At 69.0% G+C, this 23331-nt stretch carries 24 protein-coding genes and 1 riboswitch; of the genes, 11 read left to right on the forward strand and 13 right to left on the reverse strand.

Annotation, left to right across the window (positions count from 1 at the left end; genetic code table 11):
* Nucleotides 1-43: 43 nt before the first annotated feature.
* Both ACFWMR_RS34680 and ACFWMR_RS34685 read right to left on the reverse strand, forming a co-directional pair.
* The gene (locus tag ACFWMR_RS34680; protein ID WP_093936477.1) at nt 44-682 is read right to left on the reverse strand and encodes a LytR C-terminal domain-containing protein; all 639 of its coding nucleotides are present in this window, start codon (nt 680-682) and stop codon (nt 44-46) included.
* Nucleotides 679-990 carry a DUF3263 domain-containing protein gene (locus tag ACFWMR_RS34685; protein WP_005160574.1) on the reverse strand — a complete coding sequence of 104 codons (312 nt, stop codon included), beginning with the start codon at nt 988-990 and terminating at the stop codon, nt 679-681. Before ACFWMR_RS34685 ends, ACFWMR_RS34680 begins: the two co-directional genes overlap by 4 nt.
* A gap of 157 nt (nt 991-1147) precedes the next feature.
* On the opposite strand from ACFWMR_RS34685, the gene ACFWMR_RS34690 reads away from it, so the two are divergent.
* Nucleotides 1148-1720: a peptide deformylase gene (locus tag ACFWMR_RS34690; RefSeq protein ID WP_005160573.1), complete on the forward strand. Its 573-nt coding sequence runs from the start codon at nt 1148-1150 to the stop codon at nt 1718-1720.
* An 89-nt stretch (nt 1721-1809) separates the two neighbouring features.
* On the opposite strand, the gene ACFWMR_RS34695 is transcribed toward ACFWMR_RS34690, so the two are convergent.
* Nucleotides 1810-3978 (reverse strand): glycoside hydrolase family 15 protein, encoded by a 2169-nt coding sequence (locus tag ACFWMR_RS34695; protein ID WP_378381451.1) that lies wholly within the window; start codon nt 3976-3978, stop codon nt 1810-1812.
* 287 nt (nt 3979-4265) lie between these two features.
* On the opposite strand from ACFWMR_RS34695, the gene thiC reads away from it, so the two are divergent.
* Together thiC and thiD (ACFWMR_RS34705) are read left to right on the forward strand one after the other, a co-directional pair.
* On the forward strand, nt 4266-5909 hold the full coding sequence (thiC, locus tag ACFWMR_RS34700) for a phosphomethylpyrimidine synthase ThiC (protein WP_167406268.1): 1644 nt from the start codon (nt 4266-4268) through the stop codon (nt 5907-5909).
* Nucleotides 5906-6721, forward strand: coding sequence for a bifunctional hydroxymethylpyrimidine kinase/phosphomethylpyrimidine kinase (gene thiD, locus ACFWMR_RS34705; protein WP_378381452.1), 816 nt, complete (start codon nt 5906-5908; stop codon nt 6719-6721). Before thiC ends, thiD (ACFWMR_RS34705) begins: the two co-directional genes overlap by 4 nt.
* A gap of 64 nt (nt 6722-6785) precedes the next feature.
* Here the strand turns inward: thiD (ACFWMR_RS34705) and ACFWMR_RS34710 are convergent, their stop codons facing one another.
* Nucleotides 6786-7184 (reverse strand): winged helix-turn-helix transcriptional regulator, encoded by a 399-nt coding sequence (locus tag ACFWMR_RS34710; protein WP_208636034.1) that lies wholly within the window; start codon nt 7182-7184, stop codon nt 6786-6788.
* A gap of 88 nt (nt 7185-7272) precedes the next feature.
* On the opposite strand from ACFWMR_RS34710, the gene ACFWMR_RS34715 reads away from it, so the two are divergent.
* Complete coding sequence (locus tag ACFWMR_RS34715; RefSeq protein WP_093936482.1) at nt 7273-8196, forward strand: NADP-dependent oxidoreductase; 924 nt, start codon at nt 7273-7275, stop codon at nt 8194-8196.
* Between the two features lie 79 nt (nt 8197-8275).
* Here ACFWMR_RS34715 and ACFWMR_RS34720 read toward each other — a convergent pair whose 3' ends face one another.
* Nucleotides 8276-9295 carry a phosphatidylinositol-specific phospholipase C domain-containing protein gene (locus ACFWMR_RS34720; protein WP_378381453.1) on the reverse strand — a complete coding sequence of 340 codons (1020 nt, stop codon included), beginning with the start codon at nt 9293-9295 and terminating at the stop codon, nt 8276-8278.
* Nucleotides 9296-9404: 109 nt separating this feature from the next.
* Between ACFWMR_RS34720 and thiD (ACFWMR_RS34725) the strand changes: the two genes are divergently transcribed.
* Nucleotides 9405-10235 carry a bifunctional hydroxymethylpyrimidine kinase/phosphomethylpyrimidine kinase gene (gene thiD / locus ACFWMR_RS34725; RefSeq protein WP_093936484.1) on the forward strand — a complete coding sequence of 277 codons (831 nt, stop codon included), beginning with the start codon at nt 9405-9407 and terminating at the stop codon, nt 10233-10235.
* A gap of 26 nt (nt 10236-10261) precedes the next feature.
* On the forward strand, nt 10262-11059 hold the full coding sequence (locus tag ACFWMR_RS34730) for an ion transporter (protein WP_378381455.1): 798 nt from the start codon (nt 10262-10264) through the stop codon (nt 11057-11059).
* Here the strand turns inward: ACFWMR_RS34730 and ACFWMR_RS34735 are convergent.
* From ACFWMR_RS34735 to thiO, 4 genes are all read right to left on the reverse strand, one after another.
* On the reverse strand, nt 11037-11471 hold the full coding sequence (locus ACFWMR_RS34735; protein WP_378273729.1) for a MarR family winged helix-turn-helix transcriptional regulator: 435 nt from the start codon (nt 11469-11471) through the stop codon (nt 11037-11039). The genes ACFWMR_RS34730 and ACFWMR_RS34735 overlap by 23 nt on opposite strands.
* A gap of 109 nt (nt 11472-11580) precedes the next feature.
* Nucleotides 11581-12339: a thiazole synthase gene (thiG, locus tag ACFWMR_RS34740; RefSeq protein ID WP_093936486.1), complete on the reverse strand. Its 759-nt coding sequence runs from the start codon at nt 12337-12339 to the stop codon at nt 11581-11583.
* 2 nt (nt 12340-12341) lie between these two features.
* Nucleotides 12342-12542 carry a sulfur carrier protein ThiS gene (gene thiS / locus ACFWMR_RS34745; RefSeq protein WP_005160548.1) on the reverse strand — a complete coding sequence of 67 codons (201 nt, stop codon included), beginning with the start codon at nt 12540-12542 and terminating at the stop codon, nt 12342-12344.
* Entirely contained in the window at nt 12542-13612 is a 1071-nt protein-coding gene (thiO, locus tag ACFWMR_RS34750) for a glycine oxidase ThiO (RefSeq protein ID WP_378381456.1), read from the reverse strand. Before thiO ends, thiS begins: the two co-directional genes overlap by 1 nt.
* Nucleotides 13607-13714, reverse strand: a riboswitch (TPP riboswitch). It overlaps the preceding gene by 6 nt.
* Before the next feature lie 30 nt (nt 13715-13744).
* Here thiO and thiE point away from each other — a divergent pair.
* Entirely contained in the window at nt 13745-14401 is a 657-nt protein-coding gene (thiE, locus tag ACFWMR_RS34755) for a thiamine phosphate synthase (protein WP_378381457.1), read from the forward strand.
* Between the two features lie 223 nt (nt 14402-14624).
* Here thiE and ACFWMR_RS34760 read toward each other — a convergent pair whose 3' ends face one another.
* The gene (locus ACFWMR_RS34760; RefSeq protein WP_378381458.1) at nt 14625-15344 is read right to left on the reverse strand and encodes a hypothetical protein; all 720 of its coding nucleotides are present in this window, start codon (nt 15342-15344) and stop codon (nt 14625-14627) included.
* A 151-nt stretch (nt 15345-15495) separates the two neighbouring features.
* Here ACFWMR_RS34760 and ACFWMR_RS34765 point away from each other — a divergent pair, with 151 nt between their 5' ends.
* The gene (locus tag ACFWMR_RS34765) at nt 15496-16443 is read left to right on the forward strand and encodes a threonine ammonia-lyase (RefSeq protein WP_378381459.1); all 948 of its coding nucleotides are present in this window, start codon (nt 15496-15498) and stop codon (nt 16441-16443) included.
* Between the two features lie 83 nt (nt 16444-16526).
* On the opposite strand, the gene ACFWMR_RS34770 is transcribed toward ACFWMR_RS34765, so the two are convergent.
* Nucleotides 16527-18035 carry an MFS transporter gene (locus tag ACFWMR_RS34770; protein ID WP_378381460.1) on the reverse strand — a complete coding sequence of 503 codons (1509 nt, stop codon included), beginning with the start codon at nt 18033-18035 and terminating at the stop codon, nt 16527-16529.
* A gap of 150 nt (nt 18036-18185) precedes the next feature.
* A complete protein-coding gene (locus tag ACFWMR_RS34775) occupies nt 18186-18950 on the reverse strand; it encodes a GntR family transcriptional regulator (RefSeq protein ID WP_093936492.1) in 765 nt (254 codons plus the stop codon).
* A 140-nt stretch (nt 18951-19090) separates the two neighbouring features.
* Between ACFWMR_RS34775 and ACFWMR_RS34780 the strand changes: the two genes are divergently transcribed.
* Nucleotides 19091-20134 carry an SIS domain-containing protein gene (locus ACFWMR_RS34780; RefSeq protein ID WP_039918896.1) on the forward strand — a complete coding sequence of 348 codons (1044 nt, stop codon included), beginning with the start codon at nt 19091-19093 and terminating at the stop codon, nt 20132-20134.
* Complete coding sequence (locus ACFWMR_RS34785) at nt 20131-21111, forward strand: N-acetylglucosamine kinase (RefSeq protein ID WP_378381461.1); 981 nt, start codon at nt 20131-20133, stop codon at nt 21109-21111. Before ACFWMR_RS34780 ends, ACFWMR_RS34785 begins: the two co-directional genes overlap by 4 nt.
* A gap of 84 nt (nt 21112-21195) precedes the next feature.
* On the opposite strand, the gene ACFWMR_RS34790 is transcribed toward ACFWMR_RS34785, so the two are convergent.
* Nucleotides 21196-21879, reverse strand: coding sequence for a DUF3159 domain-containing protein (locus ACFWMR_RS34790; RefSeq protein ID WP_378381462.1), 684 nt, complete (start codon nt 21877-21879; stop codon nt 21196-21198).
* Nucleotides 21880-22152: 273 nt separating this feature from the next.
* On the opposite strand from ACFWMR_RS34790, the gene ACFWMR_RS34795 reads away from it, so the two are divergent.
* Nucleotides 22153-22992 (forward strand): SGNH/GDSL hydrolase family protein, encoded by an 840-nt coding sequence (locus ACFWMR_RS34795; protein WP_093936495.1) that lies wholly within the window; start codon nt 22153-22155, stop codon nt 22990-22992.
* Nucleotides 22993-23331 lie beyond the last annotated feature (339 nt).

Below are 23331 nucleotides of genomic sequence, written 5' to 3' on the forward strand. Positions count from 1 at the left end.
TCCTTGCGCCTGGCGCAAGGAAGGGGGCCTTCATGTACTGCTGCTAGGAGCCGCCGCTCTTGTCGTTTTCGTCGTAGTCCTTGGTGAGGATCACGATCACGCCGGCGGCGGCGTTTTGAATGCCCTCGAACCTCGGCTGGGCTTCGATGCCGAACTCCAGCGCCAGCGCCTTCGCCGCGGCCTCCTCGTCGGTGCCCGGCCGGTAGTAGGCCGCGGACTTCGGGAGCTTGCCCTGGTGGGGGCCGACCTCGGTGACGTTCCAGCCGGAGGCGCGGAAATCGTTCGCGGCCCGCTCGGCGAGGCCCTGGATCAGGCTGTTGTTGTAGACACGCACAGTCACCCACTTGTGCGCCGCCTGCTGATCGCCCCCCGGCTGACCCGGGCCGGGCTTGCCGGTCTGCCCAGGCTGGCTCGCCGGGGGCGCGGAGCTCGCGGGCGCGCTCGACGGCGGCGCCGACGAGGCGGGCGGTGAGCTGGCCGGAGGCGTGCCCTGCGGCTCGGACGAAGGCGGGGTCGCGCCGTCCGACGTCGTGGGCGTCGTGCCGGGCGGTGTGGCGGTGTCCGAGTCACCGCCACCGCTGGTCAGGGTGATCCCGCCGATCACGGCGGCGATCACGGCGACACCGACCAAGGCCAGTCCGGCGGCCTTCATCGGCCGGGACAGACCCGAAAACAGACTCATGAGAGATCGATCCCCAGTCGCCGGGCCGCGCGATTGCGCTGCCGGGCCGCTCGCGTCTTTCGCAGGCGCTTCACCAGCATCGGGTCGGCCTGCATGGCTTCGGTCTTCTCGAGCAGCCGGTTCAGCAATTGGTAGTAGCGTGTCGACGACATCGAGAAGCGTTCGCGGATGGCCTGTTCTTTCGCGCCGGCGTATTTCCACCACTGACGTTCGAACGCGAGCATGTCGAGCTCGCGCTCGCTGAGGCCGTTCACGGTCTCCGACGGGGACGGCTGGTCGGGCTCGGCCATCGACTCCGCGGCGTCCATCCGACTCCTCGCAATCAGGTCAGTGCTCGGCGGCGTGAAACCACAGGCTTGTCATTCCGCGGCGCCATTAGACCACGGATGCCGCGCCCGGCCTCGGTATCGGCGTCGGCGCGTCATGGGTAAGGGTGTACCAGAAGGGTCCGACTAAACTGCGCCCGTGACCGTCCATCCCATCGTGATCGCCGGCGAGCCCGTGCTGCACAACCCGACTCGGGAGATCACCGAGTTCGACGCCAAGCTGCGCACCCTCGTCGACGACATGTTCGAGACCATGTACGCCGCCGAAGGGGTCGGCCTCGCGGCCAACCAGATCGGCCTCGACCAGCGCGTGTTCGTCTACGACTGCCCCGACGACGAGGGCACGCGCCACAAGGGTGTCGTGGTGAACCCGAAGCTCGAGACCTCGGAGATCCCGGAGACGATGCCGGATCCGGACGACGACTGGGAAGGCTGCCTGTCGGCTCCCGGCGAGTCGTACCCGACCGGACGCGCTTCGTGGGCGAAGGTCACCGGCTTCGACGTCGACGGCAACCCGATCGAGGTCGAAGGCACCGGGTACCTCGCGCGCTGCCTCCAGCACGAGACCGATCACCTGGACGGCTTCATCTACCTCGACCGGCTGGTCGGGCGGCACGCGCGCGCGGCCAAGAAGATGCTCAAGGCGAACAAGTGGGGCGTTCCGGGCAACTCTTGGCTGCCGGAGGCGCAGCCCGAGCCCGCCGACGACTGACCCTCTCGCACCTCCCCGCGTGCAATGAAGGGGCCTTTCATAGCAAAATTTGCTATGAAAGGCCCCTTCATTGCAGTAGCGGGCGGAGCTCAGCAGCCCAGGAAGTGACAACGCACGACCCGAGGCTGTTCGATCACCTTCCCGGCCTGCACCGACCAGGCCAGCCGCAGGTACTGGGCGTGCGTCCACGCCAGCGGCGTCGCGGACGCCGTCGGGGTGCCCGCCGGGAAGCCCGTCTGCCCCGAAGGCGCGTTCTCGTCCCAGACCTGCTCCGGCATCGTGTCCCCGGAGCTGCTGACGCGCCCCAAGTCGCGAAGGCGCTTCGCGGCCGTACCCCGGTCACCGGCGGCGAGGTCGTACTCGCCGCGTTCACCCGCGAGCAGCGGCCACAGTCGCCCGAAAGTGGTTCGGCTTTCGGCCGGGAACGTGTAGTCCCAGGGTGAGCCGTCGGCCTTCTCGCCGTACCCGTCCTTCGTGTAGCGGTGCCAGAACTGCCCCGTCGGAGTGGTGAACGCGATGTCGGCGTCGGTGACCGCGATGCTGTTGCGGATCACCGGATCGTCGGCCCGGTAGATGCCCAGCCGCACCAGTTCGAGGAAACCGGCGTCGGTCACGGCCCGCTGGTCCATGGTCACGCTGGAATTGCCGAGGTTGTACTTCGTGCCGTTGTTCGCGTCGCCGTCCTTGGTCAGCCGGACGAAGTACGGATCCTTCGACAGCGGACCGTTCGTGGTCACCGTCCACCGGGCGAGCTTCGCCTTGAACGCGTCGGCGGTGTCGAGGTAGCGCTTCGCGTCGGCGGCGGCGCCGTTCGCCTTGGCGAGATCCGCCGCGCAGACCAGCCCGGCGATCACGGCGGCGATCGTCGAGGGCGAGTAGCCGTCCTGTTCCTCCCAGCGCTCCTGCTGGCTGTACGGCGACACGTGCCCGTTGTCCGCCTTGTAGGACAACAGGAATTCCGCCGCCTTGCGCACACCCTGCCAGGTTTTGGCGTCGGTGCGGCCGAGCTGCTGCGCGAGCACGATCGGCAGCGCCGTCTCGTCGAGCTGGATCGACGTCCAGTACGGCGTGCCGTCGACGTGGCTGTTCTGCGGCAGATGCCCGTCCGGCAGCTGCTGCGTCCCGAACATGTAGTCGACCGAACGGTTGGCGGCGTCGCGGTCGCCGGCGGCGAGCAGGCCGGTCGCGATCTGGTAGAGGTCACGCGGCCAGACCAGGTGATACGTGCCCGACGGCGACCACTCCGGGTCGTTGTTCCCGAACCGCCAAGGCATGCTCGGCGACGCGATGAGCGCCCCCTGGTGGAGCTTGTCCTCGCTCGCCGCGAGCATGAGCACGGACGCCTGATAGAGGTCGCGCTCCTGCTTGGTCTTGAGCGACGACGGCGCGTCCTTCACCTGACGGAGGTACTGCTTCCAGCCACGGTCGTACGCGCGGGCGGCGTCGGCGAATCCGCGCCGCAGCGAGGCTTTCGCGTTCGTGAGCGCGTCGGAGCCCTTCGCGCCCATGCCTAGCGAAAGGGTGAAGTCCCGCGAGCGCAGACCGTCGGCGGAGGTCTGCCCGGTGATCAGCACGTTGCCCTTGGCCGCGGTCGCGTAATTCTTGAGTGCGAAGGATTTCGTCAGCTGGGTGATGCCGTCGGAGGAACCAGAGTACCCCACGGAGGTCCGCGAGAAGGCCGGTTCCGCGGCCAGCGCGGCCGCGGTCTTCGCGTCGGACGAGACCGCGCTCGTGCCGTCGGTGCGCGCGGAATCGTCGGAACCCTCGTTGGTGAGATCGGGATCCGCGACCGCGAACACCTGGTACGGGCGGCCGGTCAGCGAAACGAAGTCGACGTCGATCAGCACGCTCGTGCGAGCCGGGTCGGTGACGTAGGTCTTCCGGAGCTTCCAGCGACGCTGGTCGTCGGTGATCGTCTGTTCGTAGGTGAGGCCGCCGGTGCGGCGCACCTGCTGGTTCTTCGCCGAGGAGTCGACGGCGGCGAAGCTCTTCCCGTCGGTGACGACGAGGTCGAGCGCCCGGACGCTCGGAGTCGACAGATCCGGGTAGTAGACCTCGGACATCCGGCCGCCCTGGAGGGTGAACCAGACGTTGCTGGCCCGTTCCCGGGCGGTGCCGAAGCCGGTTTTGTCCGCCGGGAGCCAGCTCGGATGGGCGCCGGGCGCACCGGGCGCCTCGCCATCCTCTGCGGCGGCCACCGCCGGGATCAGCCCCGCGATCAGCACGCCCGCCAACGCCGGGAGCATGAATCTGCGCATATCCCACCCCAGACTTCTGTAACGGTGCAGAACCTCCGGGATTCTGTCGTGAATCCCCCGCGCGCACAGGACCCGAACCGGTGAACCGTCAACGCTGTCGACAAGTCCCCACCCGAGGGCGGGTTGATTGATCCGGCCCCGGCGTGGCATGGTCGAGGCACAACCAAACAACCGCGGGAGCTCGCGCCATGGCGGGCTGAGAGGGCGGCTGGAGTCTTTCTAGAAGACCCGGTGCCGCCGACCGCATGAACCTGACCGGGTAATGCCGGCGTAGGGAGTGAACGTCGTTGACGACTCTTGAGAACGAGTCTGCCATCACGCCGACCGTCACCACCGGACCGATCACCGGTTCGCGGAAGGTCTACCACCAGACGGAATCCGGTCTCCGGGTCCCCGCCAGGCGGATCGATCTTTCGAACGGCGAGCATTTCGACGTTTACGACACTTCCGGCCCGTACACCGACGACGACGCGCAGATCGATGTCCACAGTGGACTGCATCGGCTGCGCGCCGGCTGGGCCGACGGTCGTGAGCACAACACCCAGCTGGGCTGGGCGAAACAGGGCGTCATCACCCGCGAGATGGAGTACGTCGCGGCACGCGAGCGCTGCTCGCCGGAATTCGTGCGGGACGAGGTCGCGCGCGGTCGCGCGGTGATCCCCGCCAACCGCAAGCACCCGGAGACCGAGCCGATGATCATCGGCAAGAACTTCCTGGTGAAGATCAACGCCAACATGGGCAACTCGGCCGTCTGGTCCTCCGTGGAGGAGGAGGTCGACAAGATGGTGTGGGCCACCCGCTGGGGCGCCGACACGATCATGGACCTCTCCACCGGCAAGCGGATCCACGAGACGCGCGAGTGGATCGTCCGCAACTCTCCGGTCCCGGTCGGCACCGTGCCGATCTACCAGGCGCTGGAAAAGGTCAACGGGGAGCCGGAAAAGCTTTCGTGGGAGGTCTACCGCGACACCATCATCGAGCAGTGCGAGCAGGGTGTCGATTACGTCACCGTGCACGCCGGGGTGCTGTTGCGCTACATCCCGCTGACCGCGCGCCGGGTCACCGGCATCGTCTCGCGCGGCGGCTCGATCATGGCGGCGTGGTGTCTCGCGCATCACAAGGAATCGTTCCTGTACACCAATTTCGCGGAACTCTGCGAGATCCTGCGCGAGTACGACGTCACGTTCTCCCTCGGTGACGGCCTGCGTCCGGGCTCGATCGCCGACGCGAACGACCGCGCGCAGTTCGCCGAACTGGAAACCCTCGGCGAGCTCACGCACATCGCCCGCGAGCACGACGTCCAGGTGATGATCGAGGGCCCCGGCCACGTGCCGATGCACAAGATCAAGGAGAACGTCGAACTCGAGGAGAAGCTGACCGGCGAGGCGCCGTTCTACACCCTCGGCCCGCTCGCGACCGACATCGCGCCGGCGTACGACCACATCACCTCGGCCATCGGCGCGGCGCAGATCGGCTGGTACGGCACGGCGATGCTCTGCTACGTCACGCCGAAGGAGCACCTCGGCCTGCCGAACCGTGACGACGTCAAGACCGGCGTCATCACGTACAAGATCGCCGCGCACGCCGCAGACCTCGCCAAGGGGCACCAGTACGCGCAGGAGTGGGACGACGAGCTTTCCAAGGCGCGCTTCGAATTCCGTTGGAACGACCAGTTCAACCTGTCGCTGGACCCGGACACCGCCCGCGCGTACCACGACGAGACCCTGCCCGCGGAACCGGCGAAGACGGCGCACTTCTGCTCGATGTGCGGGCCGAAGTTCTGCTCGATGCGCATCACCCAGGACGTCCGCAAGTACGCCGAGGAACACGGACTGTCCACTGTGGAGGCGATCGAGGCAGGCATGTCGGAGAAGTCGACCGAGTTCGCCGAGCAGGGCAACAAGGTCTACCTGCCGGTGGTCAATCAGTGACGGACACCCCCCGGACCGCCCTCACCATCGCCGGATCGGATTCCGGTGGTGGTGCGGGCATCCAGGCCGATCTGCGGACGTTCTTCGCCAACGGGGTGCACGGGATGGTCGCGCTCACCGCGGTCACCGTGCAGAACTCGCTGGGCGTGCAGGGTTTCAGCGAGATCCCGGTCGACGTCGTCACCGGCCAGATCAAGGCCGTCGCGACGGACATGGGCGTCGACGCGGCGAAGACCGGGATGCTCGCGACGGCCGAGATCATCAACGCCGTCGCGAAGACGCTCGACGAAGTCCACATCGGACGCTCGCTGGGGACGCCGTTCGTCGTGGACCCCGTCGCCGCTTCGATGACGGGGCACGCGTTGCTGCGCGAGGAGGCACTGGAGGCTATCCGCACCGAGTTGTTCCCCCGCGCCACACTGATCACGCCGAACCTCGACGAGGTGCGGCTGTTGACCGGCGTTCACGTGACCGGTCCGGCGTCGCAGCGGGAGGCGGCGGAAGCGCTGCTGGAGTTCGGTTCGGAGTGGGTGCTGGTGAAGGGCGGTCATCTCGACACGGCCCAGGACTGCGTGGATCTGTTGTCCGACGGCACTTCCTGGGTCGAGCTGAGCGGGCCGCGGTTCGACACGCGGAACACGCATGGCGGTGGGGACACGATGGCTTCGGCGATCACGTCTTCGCTGGCGAAGGGGGCCGACGTGCCGACGGCGGTCGCCGACGGGAAACGGTTCATCGAGCGGTGCGTGGCGGAGTCGTATCCGCTGGGGGCCGGGGTGGGGCCGGTTTCGCCTTTCTGGCGCCTGAAGTGACGCATTTCGTCCTCTGAATGCGGTCCTTGCGTGAGCAACGATCGCATTCAGAGGACCAAATGCGTCAGCCGACGGGCTCCATCACCCGCGAGTCGTAGCCCTTGCGGGATTCGAGGATGCCGTCGAAGTTGGCGACCGACCATTCGCTGACCGCCATGAGCAGTTTGCTCGCGCTCGAACCGCGCTCGGTCAGCGCGTACTCGACGGTCGGCGGCGTGGTCGGGAAGACCGTGCGCGTGACCAGGCCGTCGCGTTCGAGGGCGCGCAGGTTCTGGGTCAGCATCTTCTGGCTGATCCCGCCGACCGCGCGGCGCAGTTCACCGAACCGGTGCGGCCGCCGGGACAGCGCGCCGAGCACCAGCGCGGTCCACTTGTTGGCGAGCAGATCGAGGACGTCGCGGCACGGGCAGTTCCGCAGATAGATGTCCCACGGCGATTCCGGCACTTCACAGGTAGTTTCCATCAGGTACCTAGTTTACCTTCAAGTGCCTTCTGGCGAGAAGTGACCAAGCGGCCGAACATGGAGAGCACCTACAACGGAGGAGCTTTCGATGCGCGTCGTGACCCAGCAGCGGCTTGGTGGCCCTGAAGTGCTGGAGGTGACCGAGACCGACCGTCCGGCCCCTGGACCGACGGAGGTGCTCGTGCGGGTGCGCGCCGCCGGGATCAACCCGGTCGACTGGAAGACACGGGCCTACGGCGTGTTCCTGGGCGAGCCGCCCTTCGTCCTCGGCTGGGACGTGTCCGGAGTCGTGGAGGAACTCGGCGTCGGCACGACGCGCTTCGCCGTCGGCGACGAGGTCCTCGGCTTCCCGTGGTTCCCCCGGCAGGCCGGTGGTTACGGCGAATACGTGACCGCGCCCGCCCGCCAGTTCGTGCCCAAACCCGCCGGGCTGAGCCACGAGCAGGCCGCCGGGCTGCCACTCGCCGGGCTCACCGCATGGCAGGGCCTGGTGGACATCGCCGGCCTCCAGCCAGGACAGCGCGTGCTGATCGACGCGGCCGCGGGCGGTGTCGGGCACCTCGCCGTCCAGGTGGCGAAGGCGCGTGGCGCGTACGTCCTCGGCACGGCGAGCGCCGGGAAGCACGGCTTCCTCCGCGATCTCGGCGTCGACGAGCCGATCGACTACCGCGACGAGACCGCGACGGCGTCCGATGTGGACGTCGTGTTCGGGCTGGTCGGCGCGGAAAGCGACCTGCGCTGGCTGGACGCGGTGAAGCCGGGCGGCCTGCTCATCGCGGTCCCCGGTGGCGTGAGCGAGGCCGTCGCCGCCAAGGCCGGAAAGCTCGGCGTGCGGACGTCGGGGATGCTCGCCGAACCCGATCAGCTCGGCCTGCTGGCGCTGACCGAGCTGATCGAAAAGGGCGAACTGCGAGTCCACGTCGAGCAGACGTTTCCGCTGGCGGAGGTCGCCAAGGCGCACGAAGTCGGCGAAGGCGGGCGTGTCACCGGGAAGCTCGTCCTGACCGTCTGAGGGTGGCGGCGGGGTGTCATGAGGGGTCCCCATAGGACGGTTTTCGTCCCATGGGGACCCCTCATGACACTTACCGGACCTAACCGCGCGGAAGTACCTGCGGCAGCACGGTGGTCAGCCCCGTCCAGTCCGAGGTCAGCACCGAAGCGTGGTTCTTCGCCAGCAGCGCCGCCCGCGCGTTCGCCTGCTCCACGGAGGGCGCGCGTGAGTCGATGGCCGGCGCGACGTTGTGCGCGTCGGTCATCACCACGTAGTAGTGGTTGTCGTCGTACCAGCCGGGCCCGGTCTGTGTCAGGAACGCGTTCGCGTCGCCGTCGAAGACGACGAACCACGGCCGCAGCCCGGTGTCGGCGTATTTCGTCCGCGGGTCGCCGGGCGCCGCGCCGTGCACCGCCGGGAAGATCTGCGCCTCGCCGACGCGGCCGGAGTCCTTGAGCGACCGCAGATATCGCGCGTACTCGACGTCGGTCTTGAGCGTGTCCGTCGGATTGCCCTCTTCGACCGTGCCGGGGATCACCTCGATGATCACCTTGCCGCGCAGCGCGTCCAGCGACGGCCAGTTGTCCGCTTTGGCCGCCTCGTCGAGCGTCGCGTACCCACCGAGCAGGTCCGCCGGCCGGAAGACCGCGCTGCCGAGGTGCGCCCGGACGGACGCGTCGAGTTCGTCCGGGCCGAGGCCGCGGTTGTCCGCGAACCCGGTCTTCATCTCCAGTTTGAGCGTCACCGGTTTGCTGTCCGGATGCGCGCCCAGCCAGACGCGGATGTCGTCGAGGCAGTGTTCGAGATTCTTGTTCCGCCCACCGGAGTACAACTGCGACGGCGAACTCGCCGCGACGCAATTGTTGTTGTTCCCCAAAGGGTTCGAGTGACTCACTTTCCACTCGCGAGTGATGATGTTCGGCCAGACGTCGAGTTCGATCAGCGAGGTGCCGGCGTCCAGTGAACGCGCCAGGTAGTCGTAGGCACCGGTCTCGTAGGTGTTGTGGACGCCGATCGTGGTCACGTGGGAGACCTTGGCGGTGTCGGCGTTCGCGACCGTTCCGGACAGCGAGGCCGCCACGATCACGCCGGCGAGGGATACCGCGGGGAGGAGTTTCATCCGAGCCCTTTCGCACGCGGGAAGTGCAATGGCTCACACACTGTGCCACCGTGATCGGGTGCGGCCGAACCCCTGTTGAACCAAAAGGACCAGTCGGGAAAATGAACTCATGAGCGAGAACCCGAGCCCGCCGTCGGCGCTGACCATCGCAGGCTCCGACTCCGGTGGCGCCGCCGGCCTCCAGGCCGACCTGCGCACGTTCCTCACCTGTGGCGTGCACGGCCTGGTCGCGGTGACCGCCGTGACCGTCCAGAACACCCTCGGTGTGCACGACCGCACCGACATCCCGGCGCATATCGTCGCCGGGCAGATCGAGGCCGTCGCCGCCGACATGGGCGTCAACGCGGCCAAGACCGGCATGCTGGCCTCGGCCGAGATCATCCACGCCGTCGCCGCGGCCTGCGACAAGGCCGAGATCGGCCGCGACGCCAAGGTGCCGTTCGTGGTCGACCCGGTCGCGGCGTCGATGCACGGACATCCGCTGTTCGACGAAGCCGGGCTGGTGGCGCTGCGCGACGAACTCCTGCCGCGCGCGACCGTCCTCACCCCGAACCTCGACGAGGTCCGCCTGCTGACCGGCATGACGGTGACCACCCGCGAACAGATGCACCAGGCCGCCGTCGTCCTGCACCGGCTCGGCCCGAAGTACGTGCTCGTGAAGAGCGGCCACCTCGTCTCCGACCCGGAATGCGTCGACGTGCTCTTCGACGGCTCCACGTTCGTCGAGCTGCCGGGCGAGCGGTACGCGACGCAGCACACGCACGGCGCCGGGGACACCATGGCGTCGGCGTTGACGGCCGGTCTCGCGAAGGGGATGTCCGTCGTGGAAGCGGCCCGCTACGGCAAGTGGTTCGTCTCACACGCGGTCGAAAACGCCTATCCCATGGGCGCGAAGGTCGGCCCGGTTTCGGCGTTTTGGCGGCTTGCGCCGGAGCACTGAGAACGCGTCCGGTTACGATCTGTGCCGTGTCCGGACGCGAGCGGGTGGCCAGAATCGTCGAGGCCCGCGCATTCCAGAACTTCATCATCGCGGTGATCGTCTTCAACGCCGTCACACTCGGTTTGGAGACCTCGACGAGAATGCTCGCGGAGTACGGGCCGCTGTTGCACACGGTCGACTACATCGCGCTCACGATCTTCGTGCTCGAACTCGCCGCGAAGTTCTACGCCTACCGCGCGAAGTTCTTCCGCGACCCGTGGAACATCTTCGACCTGCTCGTGGTCGGCATCGCGGTGATCCCCACGACCGGCCCGTTCGCGGTGCTGCGGGCGTTGCGGGTCCTGCGGGTGCTGCGGCTGATCTCGGTGGTGCCGTCGATGCGGAAGGTCGTCACCGGCCTGCTCGCGTCGATCCCCGGGATGGCGTCGATCGCCGCGCTCCTCGCGCTGATCATCTTCGTGGCGGGCGTGATGGCGACGAAGCTCTTCGGCGCGATCTCGCCGGAGAACTTCGGGGATCTCGGCACTTCGCTGTTCACGCTGTTCCAGGTGATGACCGGCGAGGCGTGGCCGGACATCGCCAAGGAGATCATGAAGGAAGCACCCATGGCCTGGGTGTTCTTCGTGGTCTACATCCTCGTATCCAGCTTCGCGGTGCTGAACCTCTTCATCGCCGTCGTGGTCAGCGGGATGGAGGACGAGCTTCGCCAGGACATCCGTGAGGAGGAGGCGAAGCAAGCCGAAACCCAGGCTCAGGCGAACAAGGAGATCCTCGACGAGCTCCGCGCCCTTCGTGCCGAAGTCAGCGCTCTTCGTCCGCGATGAGAGCTTCGAGAGCGGGCAAGGCCGCCGCGAGCGCCGCCTGGTGCTCCGGGGTCAGCCTGTCGAGGCGCGTCCCCAGTTCGCGGACGCGCGTCGACCGGACACCGGAAACCAGCCTCTCGCCCTCTTCGGTGGCCTTCGCGAGCCAGGCGCGCCTGTCGATCGGGTCCGATTCACGGCTGACGTAGCCCGCTTCGACCAGTGAAGCGACGATCCTCGACATGGTGGCCGCGGCGACGCCTTCCTTCGCCGCGAGGTCACCCAGACGGAGCTGTCCGTAGTTCACGAGCGTCGCGAGCGCGGAGATCGCGCCGTGGCCTGGCCCGGGCACGCCCGCCTGGCGCAATGACCTCGACAATCGGCCCACCGCCAGGAACAACCTGCCCGAAACGTCCTGGACCGCTGACGTGGTCACCACTGGCTCCTCTGGGTACACGGTGGCGGGTGCGCCGCCGGAGAGTGCCGTCAACCATACGGGCTCTCAGGGCGTACTCGCTGTGAAGGCCGTGAACCGTACAAAAGGGTTATCGAGGCGGGCTCGAAGCGTGTGCCCAGAACCGCTGCGGGATCCGGCCCGCACCGGCCGCCAGCCGGCCGGCGGTGACGGCGGCGCGCATCGCCGACGCCATCCGCTCCGGGTCCGCTGCCCTGGTCACGGCCGTCGAAAGCAGGACGGCGTCGCAGCCGAGCTCCATCGCCAGCGTCGCGTCGGAAGCCGTGCCGATCCCGGCGTCGAGGATCACCGGGACCCCGGCGCGCGACACGATCAGCTCGATGTTGTGCGGGTTCCGGATGCCGAGACCGGTGCCGATGGGCGCGCCGAGCGGCATCACGGCCGCGCAGCCCGCCTCCTCCAGCCGCAGCGCCAGCACCGGGTCGTCGTTGGTGTAGGCGAGCACGGTGAAACCGTCCGCGGTGAGCTGTTCGGCCGCTTCGAGGGTCTCGAACGGATCCGGCAGCAGCGTGCGGTCGTCCGCGTGGACCTCCAGTTTGACGAGGTCGGTTTCGAGCGCTTCGCGGGCGAGGCGGGCGGTGAGGACGGCTTCCGCGGCCGTCCGGCAGCCGGCGGTGTTGGGCAGCAGCCGGATGCCCAGCCGCCGGAGCAGTTCGAGCACGCCGGAGCCGCCTTCGGCGTCCGCCTTCCGCATCGCGACGGTGGTCAGTTCCGTGCCCGAGGCCACGAGCGCGCGTTCCACCACGGCGAGGTTCGCCGCGCCGCCGGTGCCGATGATCAAGCGCGACGAGAGCTTGTGCTCGCCGATGACGAGGTGGTCTCCGTCCATTTTCAGCCTCCTTGGACCGCGGTGAGGATGTCGACGCTGGCGCCCTTGCGCACCACGGCTTCCGGCCATTCGCCGCGCCGGACGACGACGCCGTCCACCGCGACCGCGACGCCCTTCGTCGCCGTGCCTAGCGCTTCGAGCACGCCCTCGACGGTGGTCCCGTCGGGGAACTCGCGCCACTGGCCGTTGACCTGGATCTCCATCACACCCGCTCCTCGCTGCGCCGCGACGGCGCGGCCGCCGCGACCTCGTCCGGCAACGGCCCGCCGTCCAGCCAGGCGACCGCGGCGTCCGCGGTGACCGGGGCCATCAGGAGACCGTTGCGATGGTGACCCGTTGCGGCGAAGACGCCTTCGCCCAGCTCACCTATGAAGGGCATCGTGTCGACACTCGCCGCGCGAAGCCCGGCGGCGGTCTCGACGAGCTCGTATTCGGTGATGCCCGGAAAGACGCGCTCCGCGCCTTCGAGCAGCTCACGCACGCCTCGGACGGTGACGGTCTCGTCGAAGCCGGCCTCGTACTGGGTCGCGCCGAGCACGAGGCCGCCGTCGTCACGCGGGACGAGATAGATCGGGCGGCCTTCGACCATCGCGCGGACGGTCCTCGTCGGCGACGGCAGGCAACCCCGGTGCGGCCGCAGGCGGAGGATCTCGCCCTTCAACGGGCGGACGGCGTCCGCGAGCGCGGGGTGCAGGCGTCCGGTCCAGGCCCCGGCGGCGAGGACGACGTCGCCCAGTCCTTTGAGGTCCGTGACGGTCTCGCGACGGAATTCGACACCGCGTCTTCCGCAGGCGTGTTCGAGCGCGCGCAGCAGTCTTCTGTTGTCCACGGCCAGATCGCCGGGAACCAGGAGTCCACTTCGGACGGATCCGGCGAGGCCGGGTTCGGCACGGCGAGCTTCGCGGCCGGTCAGCTGCTCGACCTCGCGACCGAGTTCGGTGAGGTACGCGGCGAGCATTTCGAGGTTGCCCGCGTCGGCGCTGTCCAGCGCGACGACGAGCGTGCCGTGTGGTGAAAGGCCCGGGTCGACGCCCTCTTCGGCCAGGTCACGGGCGAAATCCGGCCAGCGCCGCAGCGACGCCTCGCCGAGGGTGAGGACGTCCTCCTCGCCGGGCCAGGCCTCGGTGACCGGCGCGAGCATGCCGCCCGCGAGCCACGACGCGCCGCGACCGGGCTCGGGGTCGTAGACGGTGACGCGATGCCCGCGCGCGGACGCGCGCCAAGCGACCGAGAGGCCGATGACCCCGCCGCCGACAACCGAAAGTTCTCTCATGACGATCACGCTCCCTGCGCCGGCATGACCCGGATCAGGTTCCACGGTCGGAGCGGTTTCGGCTCCCTCTCAGCCCGTCCTCGGGCTCCCGTGCGGACCACCCCACCGTAGCGCGCGGGTACCGTCGCCGCCATGCCCACCCTGTCTGGTCCTCAGATCCGCGCCGCCCTCGCGGACGCCCGCCTGTACCTCTGCACCGACGCCCGGTCCGGTCGCGGCGATCTCGCCGAATTCGCCGACGCGGCGCTGTCCGGCGGGGTCGACATCATCCAGCTGAGGGACAAGACGATCGAGGCGAAACAAGAGATCGCCGCGCTGGAAGTGCTGGCGGAGGCGTGCGAGAAGCACGGCAAACTGCTGGCGGTGAACGACCGCGCGGACGTCGCGCTCGCCGCCGGCGCGCACGTGCTGCACCTGGGACAGGACGACATCCCGGTCCCGCTGGCGCGTCGTGTGCTCGGGGACGACGTGGTGATCGGCCGGTCCACCCATTCGGCCGAACAGGCCAAGGCGGCCGCCGAGGAACCCGGCGTGGACTACTTCTGCACCGGTCCGTGCTGGCCGACGCCGACGAAGCCAGGGCGGCCCGCTCCCGGGCTCGACCTGGTGCGCTCCACCGCGGCCTTCGGGACGTCGCGGCCGTGGTTCGCGATCGGCGGCATCGACACCGAACGGCTGCCCGAGGTGCTGGACGCGGGGGCGTCGCGGATCGTCGTCGTCCGGGCGATCACCGAGGCCGAGGACCCCGAAGCGGCCGCTCGCACGCTTCGCGGGTCCCTCATCTCGTGAGTGGCGAGAACTGGTGAAGCCGACCACGGGGGCGGTTTCGTGTGACTGGAGGGACGGCACACGTGATCAGACGGACGACACGTGTGTCCAGACGGACGACACTCGGCAGGAGCCCGGCCGCGAGCGTGTCGTCCCTCCAGTCACGCGTGTCGTCCGTCTGATCACACGCGCCGTCCACTCGATCACGCGCCGGTGAAACGTCGCACCAGGTCCTCGTGAGGGATCAGGGCGCGGGGGTGCCGGAGGCCGGGGCCGACGGGGTCGTCGAGGGCGCCTGAGAGGTCGAAGGCGTCGTGGACGGCGTCGTCGGAGGCGCCTGCGTGGTCGTGGGCGCCGTCGGTGTCGTCGTGGGGGTCGGCGTGGTCGACGGCGGCGTCTCGGGTCGGTTGCCCTGAGTCTCCGAAGGGGACGTCGCGGGTGGGCTGTCGTGCTTGTCCTGCCGCTCCTGGTCCTGCCCGCCGCCGACGATCTTCCCCAGCGTCGTCCCTGTTCCGCCGCCGAAGGTCTTCCCGGTCGCGCCCTCGAAACCGGTGATCGCGACGAGCGCCACCACGAACGCCACCACGCTGACCCCGGCGATCACCGCCCAGCGCGGTTTGAACTTCCGCCCGGACGGCTCTTCCTCCTCCGCGGGAGTGAGCCGGACGGTCTCCTGCTCCGACGGGTCGAGCACCTTGCGGCGGCCGGGAACGGTCAGCACCATCCCCGCCTTGAGCGCGGCGTCCTTCGTCCGCTGGAGCGAACGCAGGTACAACTCGCCACCGAGCGTGGTGATCACACTCGCCAGCCCGGCGCCCGCCACCGTTCCCGCCACACCGAGCGTGGAACCCAGCAGGGCCGCGGTGATCGCGGCCATCGCGGCCGCCGTCACCTGGACGATCCTGCCCTGCTTCTCCGTCTTTTCGGTCTTTTCGATGGCCTTTTCGGAGGTCTCCTTGGTCATGATCCCGTTCTGCAAGCTAGTCGGTCCTCACCCAGTCCTAACGAGTAAGGCGCGCGGGATGCTCCCTCCGTTGTCCACACGTGAGGAGCGCCACCCTGTCTGTCCAAAAAGGACTGTCCATGGTTCACAACTCCTTGACATAATCGGGCGTATGGACCTGGTTTCGATCGAGGAAATCCGCGACGCGGCGAGCCGTGTCAAAGGCGCCGCGGTGCGCACGCCGTTGCTGGAACAGTCTTGGGCGCCGTTATGGCTCAAACCGGAAAGCCTTCAGCCGATCGGCGCTTTCAAGGTGCGCGGCGCCTACAACGCGATCGCCGCACTGAACGAAGATCAGCGCGCCCGTGGCGTTTGCGCGTTCTCCAGCGGCAACCACGCGCAAGCGGTCGCCTACGCGGCGAAGCGATTCGGGATTCCCGCGACGATCATCGTCCCGGACGTCGCGCCGCGCGCCAAGGTCGAAGCCACCAAGGCGCTCGGCGCCGAAGTCATCGAAGTCCCGATCGACCGCCAGGAGTCCTCCGCGCTCGCCGTCGCCGAGGAGCGGGCGCTCACCATGATCCCGCCGTTCGACCACCGCGACGTCATCGCCGGACAGGGCACCGTCGGCCTGGAGATCGCCGAGGACCTGCCGGACGCCGGTGTCGTGCTCGTCCCGCTCAGTGGCGGCGGACTGGCCTCGGGCGTCGGCGCGGCGATCAAGGCGCTGCTCCCCGGCGCGAAGGTCATCGGCGTCGAGCCCGAACTCGCGGCCGACACCGCCGAGGGGCTGCGCGCGGGCAGGCGCATCGAATGGCCGATGGACCTGCGGGCACGGACCAGCGCGGACGGTCTGCGCGCCCAGCCGTCGGACCTGACCTTCGCCCACCTCCAGGCGGTGCTCGACGACGTCGTCACGGTGTCCGAGGAGGAGATCGGGGAGGCCGTCCGGACGCTGGCGCACCGCGCCCGACTGATCGCCGAACCGAGCGGGGCGACCGCGACAGCCGCGTACCTGTTCCACCGCGACGCGCTGCCGCCGGGAAAGGTCGTTTCGGTCGTTTCGGGCGGCAATATGGACCCGGCGACGCTGGCCGCCCTCCTGGCTGACCGGGGCTGACCGACCGGCCGCCGGATGTCAGGAAAGGGGCTTTCAGGACATTTTTCGTCCTGAAAGCCCCTTTCCTGACACGCGAGAGGGGGCTAGCCGGGGTGTCCGGCGGGCCGGACGTGCGTCGGCGGCGAGTCGACCCCGCAGTGGAGGCATTCACCCGGATGCGGCGACTCGTCCTCGACCTCGGAGGAAGCAGGCGGGTCGAGGACGCCGTTGTGGATGCCGAGCGCGATCAGCCCGCCCCCGATCGCCAGCGCCGCGCACACCAGCAACGCCGTCCGCCAGCCCGCGGTCAGCGCGACCGGATCGGTGTAGGCGGCGCCGGAGAGTCCGGCGACGGCGGGCAGCACGGCGATCGCGAGCAGGCCGCCGGAGCGGGCGATGGCGTTGTTGACCCCGGAGGCGACGCCGGCGTACCGGTCCGGCGCGGCGGCGAGCACCGTCGCGGTCACCGGCGCGACGACCGTCGCCAGCCCGGCGCCGAACACGACGACGGCGGGCAGCACCGACCCGAGGTACGACGACCCTGGCCCGACCCGCATCAGCAGGAGCATGCCCACGCCGACCAGGATCGGTCCGACGACCAGTTGCGCGCGCGGCCCGATCTTCTGCGCCAGCGCGCCCGACCGGCCGGAGAACAGCAGCATGATGACGGTGATCGGCAGCCCCGCCAGCCCCGCCGCGGTCGGTGAATAGCCCAGCGACACCTGGAGCTGCATCACCATCAGCATCATCACGCCGCCGAGCGCCGCGTAGACGACGAAGGTCAGCGCGTTGGCGAGGCTGAACGTCCGGTCGCGGAACAGTTTCGGCGGCACCAGCGGATCGGCCGAGCGGTGCTGGATCACCAGGAACGCCCCCAGCCCCGCGACGCCGAGCACGATGGCCACCAGGACGACGGCGTCGCCGATACCGCGTCCGGGCGCCTCGACGAGCGCGCCGGTGAGCCCGGCGAGGCCGATCGCGCCGACGGCGGCCGCGGTGAAGTCCGGATGCCCGGTCGCCTCTTCGTCGCGCGACTCGGGCACGTAGCGCCGGGCGAGCAGGACGCAGACGGCGGCGAGCGGCAGGTTGATCAGGAACGCCAGCCGCCAGGACCACACCTGCACCAGGACGCCGCCGAGCAGCGGGCCGATCGCGGCCGCGATCCCGCCGAGGCCGGACCAGGCGCCGATCGCGCGGGCCCGGTCGTCGTGGGTGAAGGACGCCTGGAGGATCGCGAGCGAACCGGGCGTGAGCAAAGCTCCCCCGATCCCTTGGAGGATCCGGGTCGCGACGAGCATCTCGGTCGTGGTCGCGGCGGCGCACAGCCCGGACGCGATCCCGAACCAGACGACGCCGACGACGAACATCCGGCGGCGGCCGTAGCGGTCGCCGAGCGAACCGGCGACGAGGATCAGCGCGGCGAGCGCGAGCAGGTAGCCGTCGAGAATCCATTGAAGGCCCGCGACGGACGCCCCGAGTTCTTCGCCGATCCTCGGCAACGCGACGTTGACGATCGTCCCGTCGAGCATCGCCATGCCCGAGCCCACGATGGTCGTCGCGAGCACCCCGCGCGCCACCGGCGTCCCCCAGCGGATTCCCGCCCCGTCAGTCATGAGTCGACTGAAGCACGCCGCCCCGCCCCAAGCCACCCGCAAAGAAGACGATTTACCTGACACGTCAGATAAAAGACGGAAACGTTTTGTAGGGCGCCTTACAAGATCACGCGAGTTCTCTTCGGTCCGGCGCCCTGCGAAACGTTTCCGTCAGCGCGCCTCAGGCAACAGCGTCGTGACGAACTTGTAACGATCACCGCGATAGATCGCCCTCGCGAACTCGACCGGTTTTCCGTCGGTGGCGAAAGAATGCCTCGAAAGGAGCAACATCGGCATTCCGACGTCGGCGCCGAGCATCTCGGCCTCGTGCGGTCCGGCGAGCGCGGTCTCGATCGTTTCCTCGGCCCTTTCGAGCTCGACGCCGTAGTGCTCCCTCAGCACGGCGTACAGCGAACCACCTGCGGAAACGTGTTTGCGCAAACCGCGGAAGCGGCCGAGTGGGAGATGCGTGGTCTCCAGCGCCATCGGCTGCGAATCGGCCAGCCGGAGACGGCGAAGGCGAAGGATCTTCGCGCCGACGCGGATTCCGAGGAGTTTCGCCAGATCGGCTTCGACCGGGAGTTCGTCGATCTCCAGCAGCTTGGACGACGGCTTGAGACCCTGCTTGCGCATGTCCTCGGTGTAGGACGACAACTGGAGGCGCTGCGCGAGTTTCGGCTCGGCGGCGAAGGTGCCCTTGCCCTGCACGCGGTGGAGCCTGCCCTCGGCGGTGAGGTCGGCGAGCGCCTGGCGGACCGTGGTGCGCGAAACGGTGAATTCTCCCGCGAGTGCCCGTTCCGTCGGAATCGGCGACCCTGGCGGCAACGCGTCGAGCAGATCGAGCAGATGCTGTTTCAGCGCCCAGTACTTGGGTTCGCGCTGTCCGCGCATCCCAGCCGTAGCGCCCGCCTCACTCGCGGTGGTTGTCTCCAACATGACCGACTCCCTAAGCCTTCCCACTCAAACGCGCACCGTCCCCGCTAGGAAACGTACCCTTCACCACAAACGTCCATTCGGGCTAGCATTGGTCTAGACCTACTCGGGGGACGAAGTACGTCCCGGTGGAAGGGAACGAGATGACCGAACAGCGCCCCGGCGAGCACATGGCCGCGGAGATCTCCCAGCAACCCGCCATTCTGGCAGGAATCGTGGAGCGACAGGCCGAAATCGCCGAGGTGGCCGAAGCCATCTCCAAGCGCCCGCCCAGGTTCGCACTGCTCGCCGCCCGCGGCTCCAGCGACCACGCCGCCCTGTATGCGAAGTACCTGATCGAAGTACTCCTCGGTCTCCCCTGCGGTCTCGTCTCGCCCTCCACCGCGACTTTGTACGGCGCCCGTCCCGATCTGCGGGACGTTCTCTTCATCACAGTAAGCCAAAGCGGTGGTTCCCCGGATCTCATCGAGGTCACCGAAACCGCGCGTCGCCAGGGAGCGCTGACCGTCTCGGTCACCAACACCCCGGAATCGCCGCTGCGCGCCGCCGCCGAACTCGGCGTCGACATCGGCGCGGGGCTGGAAAAGGCGGTGGCCGCCACGAAGACGTACTCGGCCACCTTGCTCTCCCTTTACCTGCTGATCGACGCGGTCCGCGGCGGCAAGGGCGAGGACGCGGAGAAGCTGGGCGAGCTCGCCCAGCAGACCCTCGACGGCGCGGACGAAGGCGTCCAGCGCGCGGTGGACCGCTACCGGTTCGTCGACCGGGTGCTCACCACCGGCCGCGGCTACTCCTACGCCTCGGCGCTGGAAGGTTCTTTGAAGCTGGCCGAAACCAGCTACCTCGCGGCCCGCGCGTACAGCGGCGCGGACCTGTTGCACGGCCCGGTCGCCGCCGTCGACGGCGAGACAGCGGTGCTCGCGGTGACGAGCCAGGGACACGGCGTCGGCGCGATGCAGGAGGTCCTCGAAGCCGTGGGCAAGCGTGGCGCGGACGTGCTCGCGGTCGGTTCGGCTTCGGCCGACGTCCCCGCGGCGCTGCGGATCGGTGTCGCGCCTTCCGCCGAGGAGGTCGCCCCGATCCTGGAGATCCTGCCCATCCAGCGGATCGCGCTCGGCCTTTCGCTGGCGCGCGGCGGTGACCCGGACAGCCCCCGCGGGCTGCTCAAGGTGACCAAGACCCGGTGACGCACGTCATCGGTGTGGACGCCGGAGGAACGTCGACGCGAGCGATCGCGGTCGACGCCTCCGGCGTCGTGCTCGGCGCCGGGCGCGCGGGCGGGGCGAACCCCAACTCCCATCCTCCGGCGGAAGCCGCGGCGCGGATCGCGAGCGCGATCACCGAAGCGCTGGGCGGGCTGGACCCGGCCGCGACGGCGGCGTGCGTCGTCGGCATGGCGGGGGTCAGCAAGCTGAGCGATCCGGCGATCGCGGAGATCTTCGAAACCACTTGGAAGAACGTGGGAATCAGTCCTGTGCGGACGGTCCCCGACTCCGAGGTCGCCTACGCGTCGGCCACGTCCGCGCCGGACGGTTCGGTCCTCGTGGCAGGCACCGGATCGATCGCCGGGCGGGTCCGCGGCAGGCGCGTGGTTTCCACCGCCGGCGGCTACGGCTGGTTGCTGGGTGACGAAGGTTCGGCGTACTGGCTCGGCCGCGAAGCCGTTCGCTCCACATTGGATGTTCTGGGCCTCGGCGGCGAACCCGGTCCGCTCGCGCGCGCCGTGCTCGCCGAAGCGCTCGGTCCGTCCGCAGTGGACTCAGCGGACTCGGGCGACCGGGCGGGGCTGTGGCGCGCGCTCATCACGAGCGTCAACTCCGAGGCGCCGATCCGGCTCGCCAGGTTCGCGCCGTTCGTCAGCCGGGCCGACCGCGAAGGCGACCCGGCGGCGGACGAGATCACCACCCGCGCGGCGGCCCATCTGGTGACCAACGTCATGGCCGCGCGGGATCCCGGCGAGACCACGCCGATCGTCCTGGTGGGCAGCGTGCTGTCGCCGGAAGGGCCGGTCGGGGCGAAGGTCCGCGCCGAGCTGACCGGCCTCGAAGCCCTGACCAGCACGGACGGCGTACTGGGAGCCGCGTGGCTCGCCGCCGTCGACGCCTACGGAGAAGGGGCTCCACGACCGGTGTCCGCAGCGGAAAACACCAAAAACGCGCCCTAAAAGACCAAACCATCGACTCCGGGGGCGAACTCCGGGTACCGTAGGACCCGGCCCCCGGACCCTCCCCCCTCGCCGGGGGCCGCCTTATGTCCTGGGCAGCCCGCCGGGCGCGGGATCAGAGGGATCCTCGTTCTCCTCCACGACCCGCAGACCGGGATGTTCCGGCGGCAGGGTCCGGTACAGCACCCAGCCGCTGACGGCGACGGTCACCGCGACCAGCGGCCAGGAGAGCACCGTCCGCGCGATGCCGAGCGCGACCACCTGACCGCTCCACCACAGCGAGCCGTAGACGACGACGCGCAACGTGTACTGGAGGAAGACCCACACCCAGCTCGCCCGCGAATACGCGCGCAGCAGCGCGGGATCGCGGCGCCAGCGGGTCTTCTGCCCGATGACGAGCCCGACGACGACGCCGAGCAACGGCCACCGGACCACGATGCTGGCCGCCCACAGCAGCGCGCTGGCCACATTGGACAGCAGCTGGATGAGGAAGAAGTCTTCGGCACGGCCGGTGTGCAGGGCGATCAGCGCGGCGGCGATCACCGCGGCGAGGCTCACCACGACCGCGCGGGCCTTGTCGCCGCGCGCGACCCGGAACCCGCCGAGCAGCACCGCCACCCCGATGGCCACGCCGGCCCCCCAGGCGATCGACTGGCCCGCGATCAGCCAGCCGAGGACGAAGGCCGCGGGCGGGATACTCGCGTCGATGGCGCCACGCCGCCCGCCGAGGATCTGGGCGAGCGACTCGCGCGGGGGTCGTGAGGTCACCCTCACAGCCTGCCGGATCCATGACCTCCGACACCCGGGCGGGGAGACGTTCGCCACATACCGTGTCCGTTTCACGCCTACTTGAGGTGAATCTCAGCAGCCCAGGAGTGTACATCCCAGTAATGGAGATGCATGGACGTCCGACAAAATAAGAGACTGTGTCAACGGGCTGAACCACGTGTTTCGGCCAGGTGGGATTGCAGGGGCGCTCTCAGCTGTTAGTTGTGGTGTACAAGTACCAACCGGGGGCACACGGACGGAAGGGGACCCAACGTGTACGGATTCGACAGCTACGTGGCGATCGGTGACAGCTTCACCGAAGGACTCAACGATGATCTGCCGGACGGCACTTTTCGGGGCTGGGCGGACAGGCTGGCGGAGATCCTCGCCGAAGGCAGGCACGATTTCCAGTACGCGAACCTCGCCCTCCGCGGGAAGATGCTCGACGAGATCCTCGAAGAGCAGTTGCCGATCGCGCTCGCGGTGAAGCCCGACCTGGTCACGCTGTGCGCGGGCGGGAACGACATCATCGTGCCCGGCGCGGACGTGGACGCCGTCGCCGCGCGGCTGGAGGCGGGGGTCGCCAAGCTGCGCGAGGCCGGGATCCCGGTGCTGATCTTCAACGGCCCGGACACCAAGTACCTGTCCGTGATGCACGTCCTGCGGGGGAAGGTCGGCATCTACAACGCGCATCTGTGGGCGATCGCCGACCGGCACGGCGCCAAGATGGTCGACATGTGGGCGATGGCCCCGCTGCACGACCGCCGCGCCTGGAGCGACGACAGGCTGCACTTCACCCCCGAGGCCCACCGGCGGATCGCGCTGCGCGCGGCCGAGGTCCTCGGCGTCCCGGTCGCCGACGACTGGCGTGAGCCGTGGCCGGCGTCCGAGCAGCCGAGTACCTGGATCACTTCCCGCCGCTCCGACCTCGAGTGGACGAAGGCGCACCTGCTGCCGTGGATCCGGCGTCAGCTCAGGGGCGAGTCGATGGGCGACGGCCTGTCCCCGAAGCGCCCCGAGCTCGCGCCGCTGCTCCCGCTGGAGCAGATCGAGTCGGCGAGCGTCACGCTCCCGGCCAAGGACCTGCGGGAGATCCACCACCACGCGAGCTGAAGGGGCCTTTCCCCTCATCTGGCGCCACGAAGGGGCCCTTCACCGCACCGCCTGCGGGAAGGGCCCCTTCGGCATCTCTGAAGTCGTCGCGCCGGACCCACCACATGTCGTGAAAGTCGCTTTCGCGACACCTGAGGTCCCGAAAGTGGCTTTAGCGACGCTCGATGCCGCTGGGACCACTGAGCCGGGGTGGTCGTGATGCGAAAGCCACTTTCGCAACCTTCAACGTTGCGAAAGTGGCTTTCACAACCTCCCTGACCAGCGAAGAGGCGACTTGGCCGAGCCCCTGACCCTGAGGGTGTGAAGGAGGCCTTCACCACCTGCCTCGACGTCCGGCAC

Origin of the sequence: Amycolatopsis thailandensis (assembly GCF_042723255.1) — a bacterium.
Classification (GTDB): Bacteria; Actinomycetota; Actinomycetes; order Mycobacteriales; family Pseudonocardiaceae; genus Amycolatopsis; species Amycolatopsis thailandensis.

Bases quoted from the DNA above. Each gene is read 5' to 3' on its own strand.
- ACFWMR_RS34680 (WP_093936477.1), bottom strand. From the start codon at position 682: ATGAGTCTGTTTTCGGGTCTGTCCCGGCCGATGAAGGCCGCCGGACTG.
- ACFWMR_RS34685 (WP_005160574.1), bottom strand. From the start codon at position 990: ATGGACGCCGCGGAGTCGATGGCCGAGCCCGACCAGCCGTCCCCGTCG.
- ACFWMR_RS34695 (WP_378381451.1), bottom strand. From the start codon at position 3,978: ATGCGCAGATTCATGCTCCCGGCGTTGGCGGGCGTGCTGATCGCGGGG.
- ACFWMR_RS34710 (WP_208636034.1), bottom strand. From the start codon at position 7,184: ATGGAAACTACCTGTGAAGTGCCGGAATCGCCGTGGGACATCTATCTG.
- ACFWMR_RS34715 (WP_093936482.1), top strand. From the start codon at position 7,273: ATGCGCGTCGTGACCCAGCAGCGGCTTGGTGGCCCTGAAGTGCTGGAG.
- ACFWMR_RS34720 (WP_378381453.1), bottom strand. From the start codon at position 9,295: ATGAAACTCCTCCCCGCGGTATCCCTCGCCGGCGTGATCGTGGCGGCC.
- thiD (WP_093936484.1), top strand. From the start codon at position 9,405: ATGAGCGAGAACCCGAGCCCGCCGTCGGCGCTGACCATCGCAGGCTCC.
- thiG (WP_093936486.1), bottom strand. From the start codon at position 12,339: ATGGACGGAGACCACCTCGTCATCGGCGAGCACAAGCTCTCGTCGCGC.
- thiS (WP_005160548.1), bottom strand. From the start codon at position 12,542: ATGGAGATCCAGGTCAACGGCCAGTGGCGCGAGTTCCCCGACGGGACC.
- thiO (WP_378381456.1), bottom strand. From the start codon at position 13,612: ATGAGAGAACTTTCGGTTGTCGGCGGCGGGGTCATCGGCCTCTCGGTC.
- thiE (WP_378381457.1), top strand. From the start codon at position 13,745: ATGCCCACCCTGTCTGGTCCTCAGATCCGCGCCGCCCTCGCGGACGCC.
- ACFWMR_RS34760 (WP_378381458.1), bottom strand. From the start codon at position 15,344: ATGACCAAGGAGACCTCCGAAAAGGCCATCGAAAAGACCGAAAAGACG.
- ACFWMR_RS34765 (WP_378381459.1), top strand. From the start codon at position 15,496: ATGGACCTGGTTTCGATCGAGGAAATCCGCGACGCGGCGAGCCGTGTC.
- ACFWMR_RS34770 (WP_378381460.1), bottom strand. From the start codon at position 18,035: ATGACTGACGGGGCGGGAATCCGCTGGGGGACGCCGGTGGCGCGCGGG.
- ACFWMR_RS34775 (WP_093936492.1), bottom strand. From the start codon at position 18,950: ATGTTGGAGACAACCACCGCGAGTGAGGCGGGCGCTACGGCTGGGATG.
- ACFWMR_RS34780 (WP_039918896.1), top strand. From the start codon at position 19,091: ATGACCGAACAGCGCCCCGGCGAGCACATGGCCGCGGAGATCTCCCAG.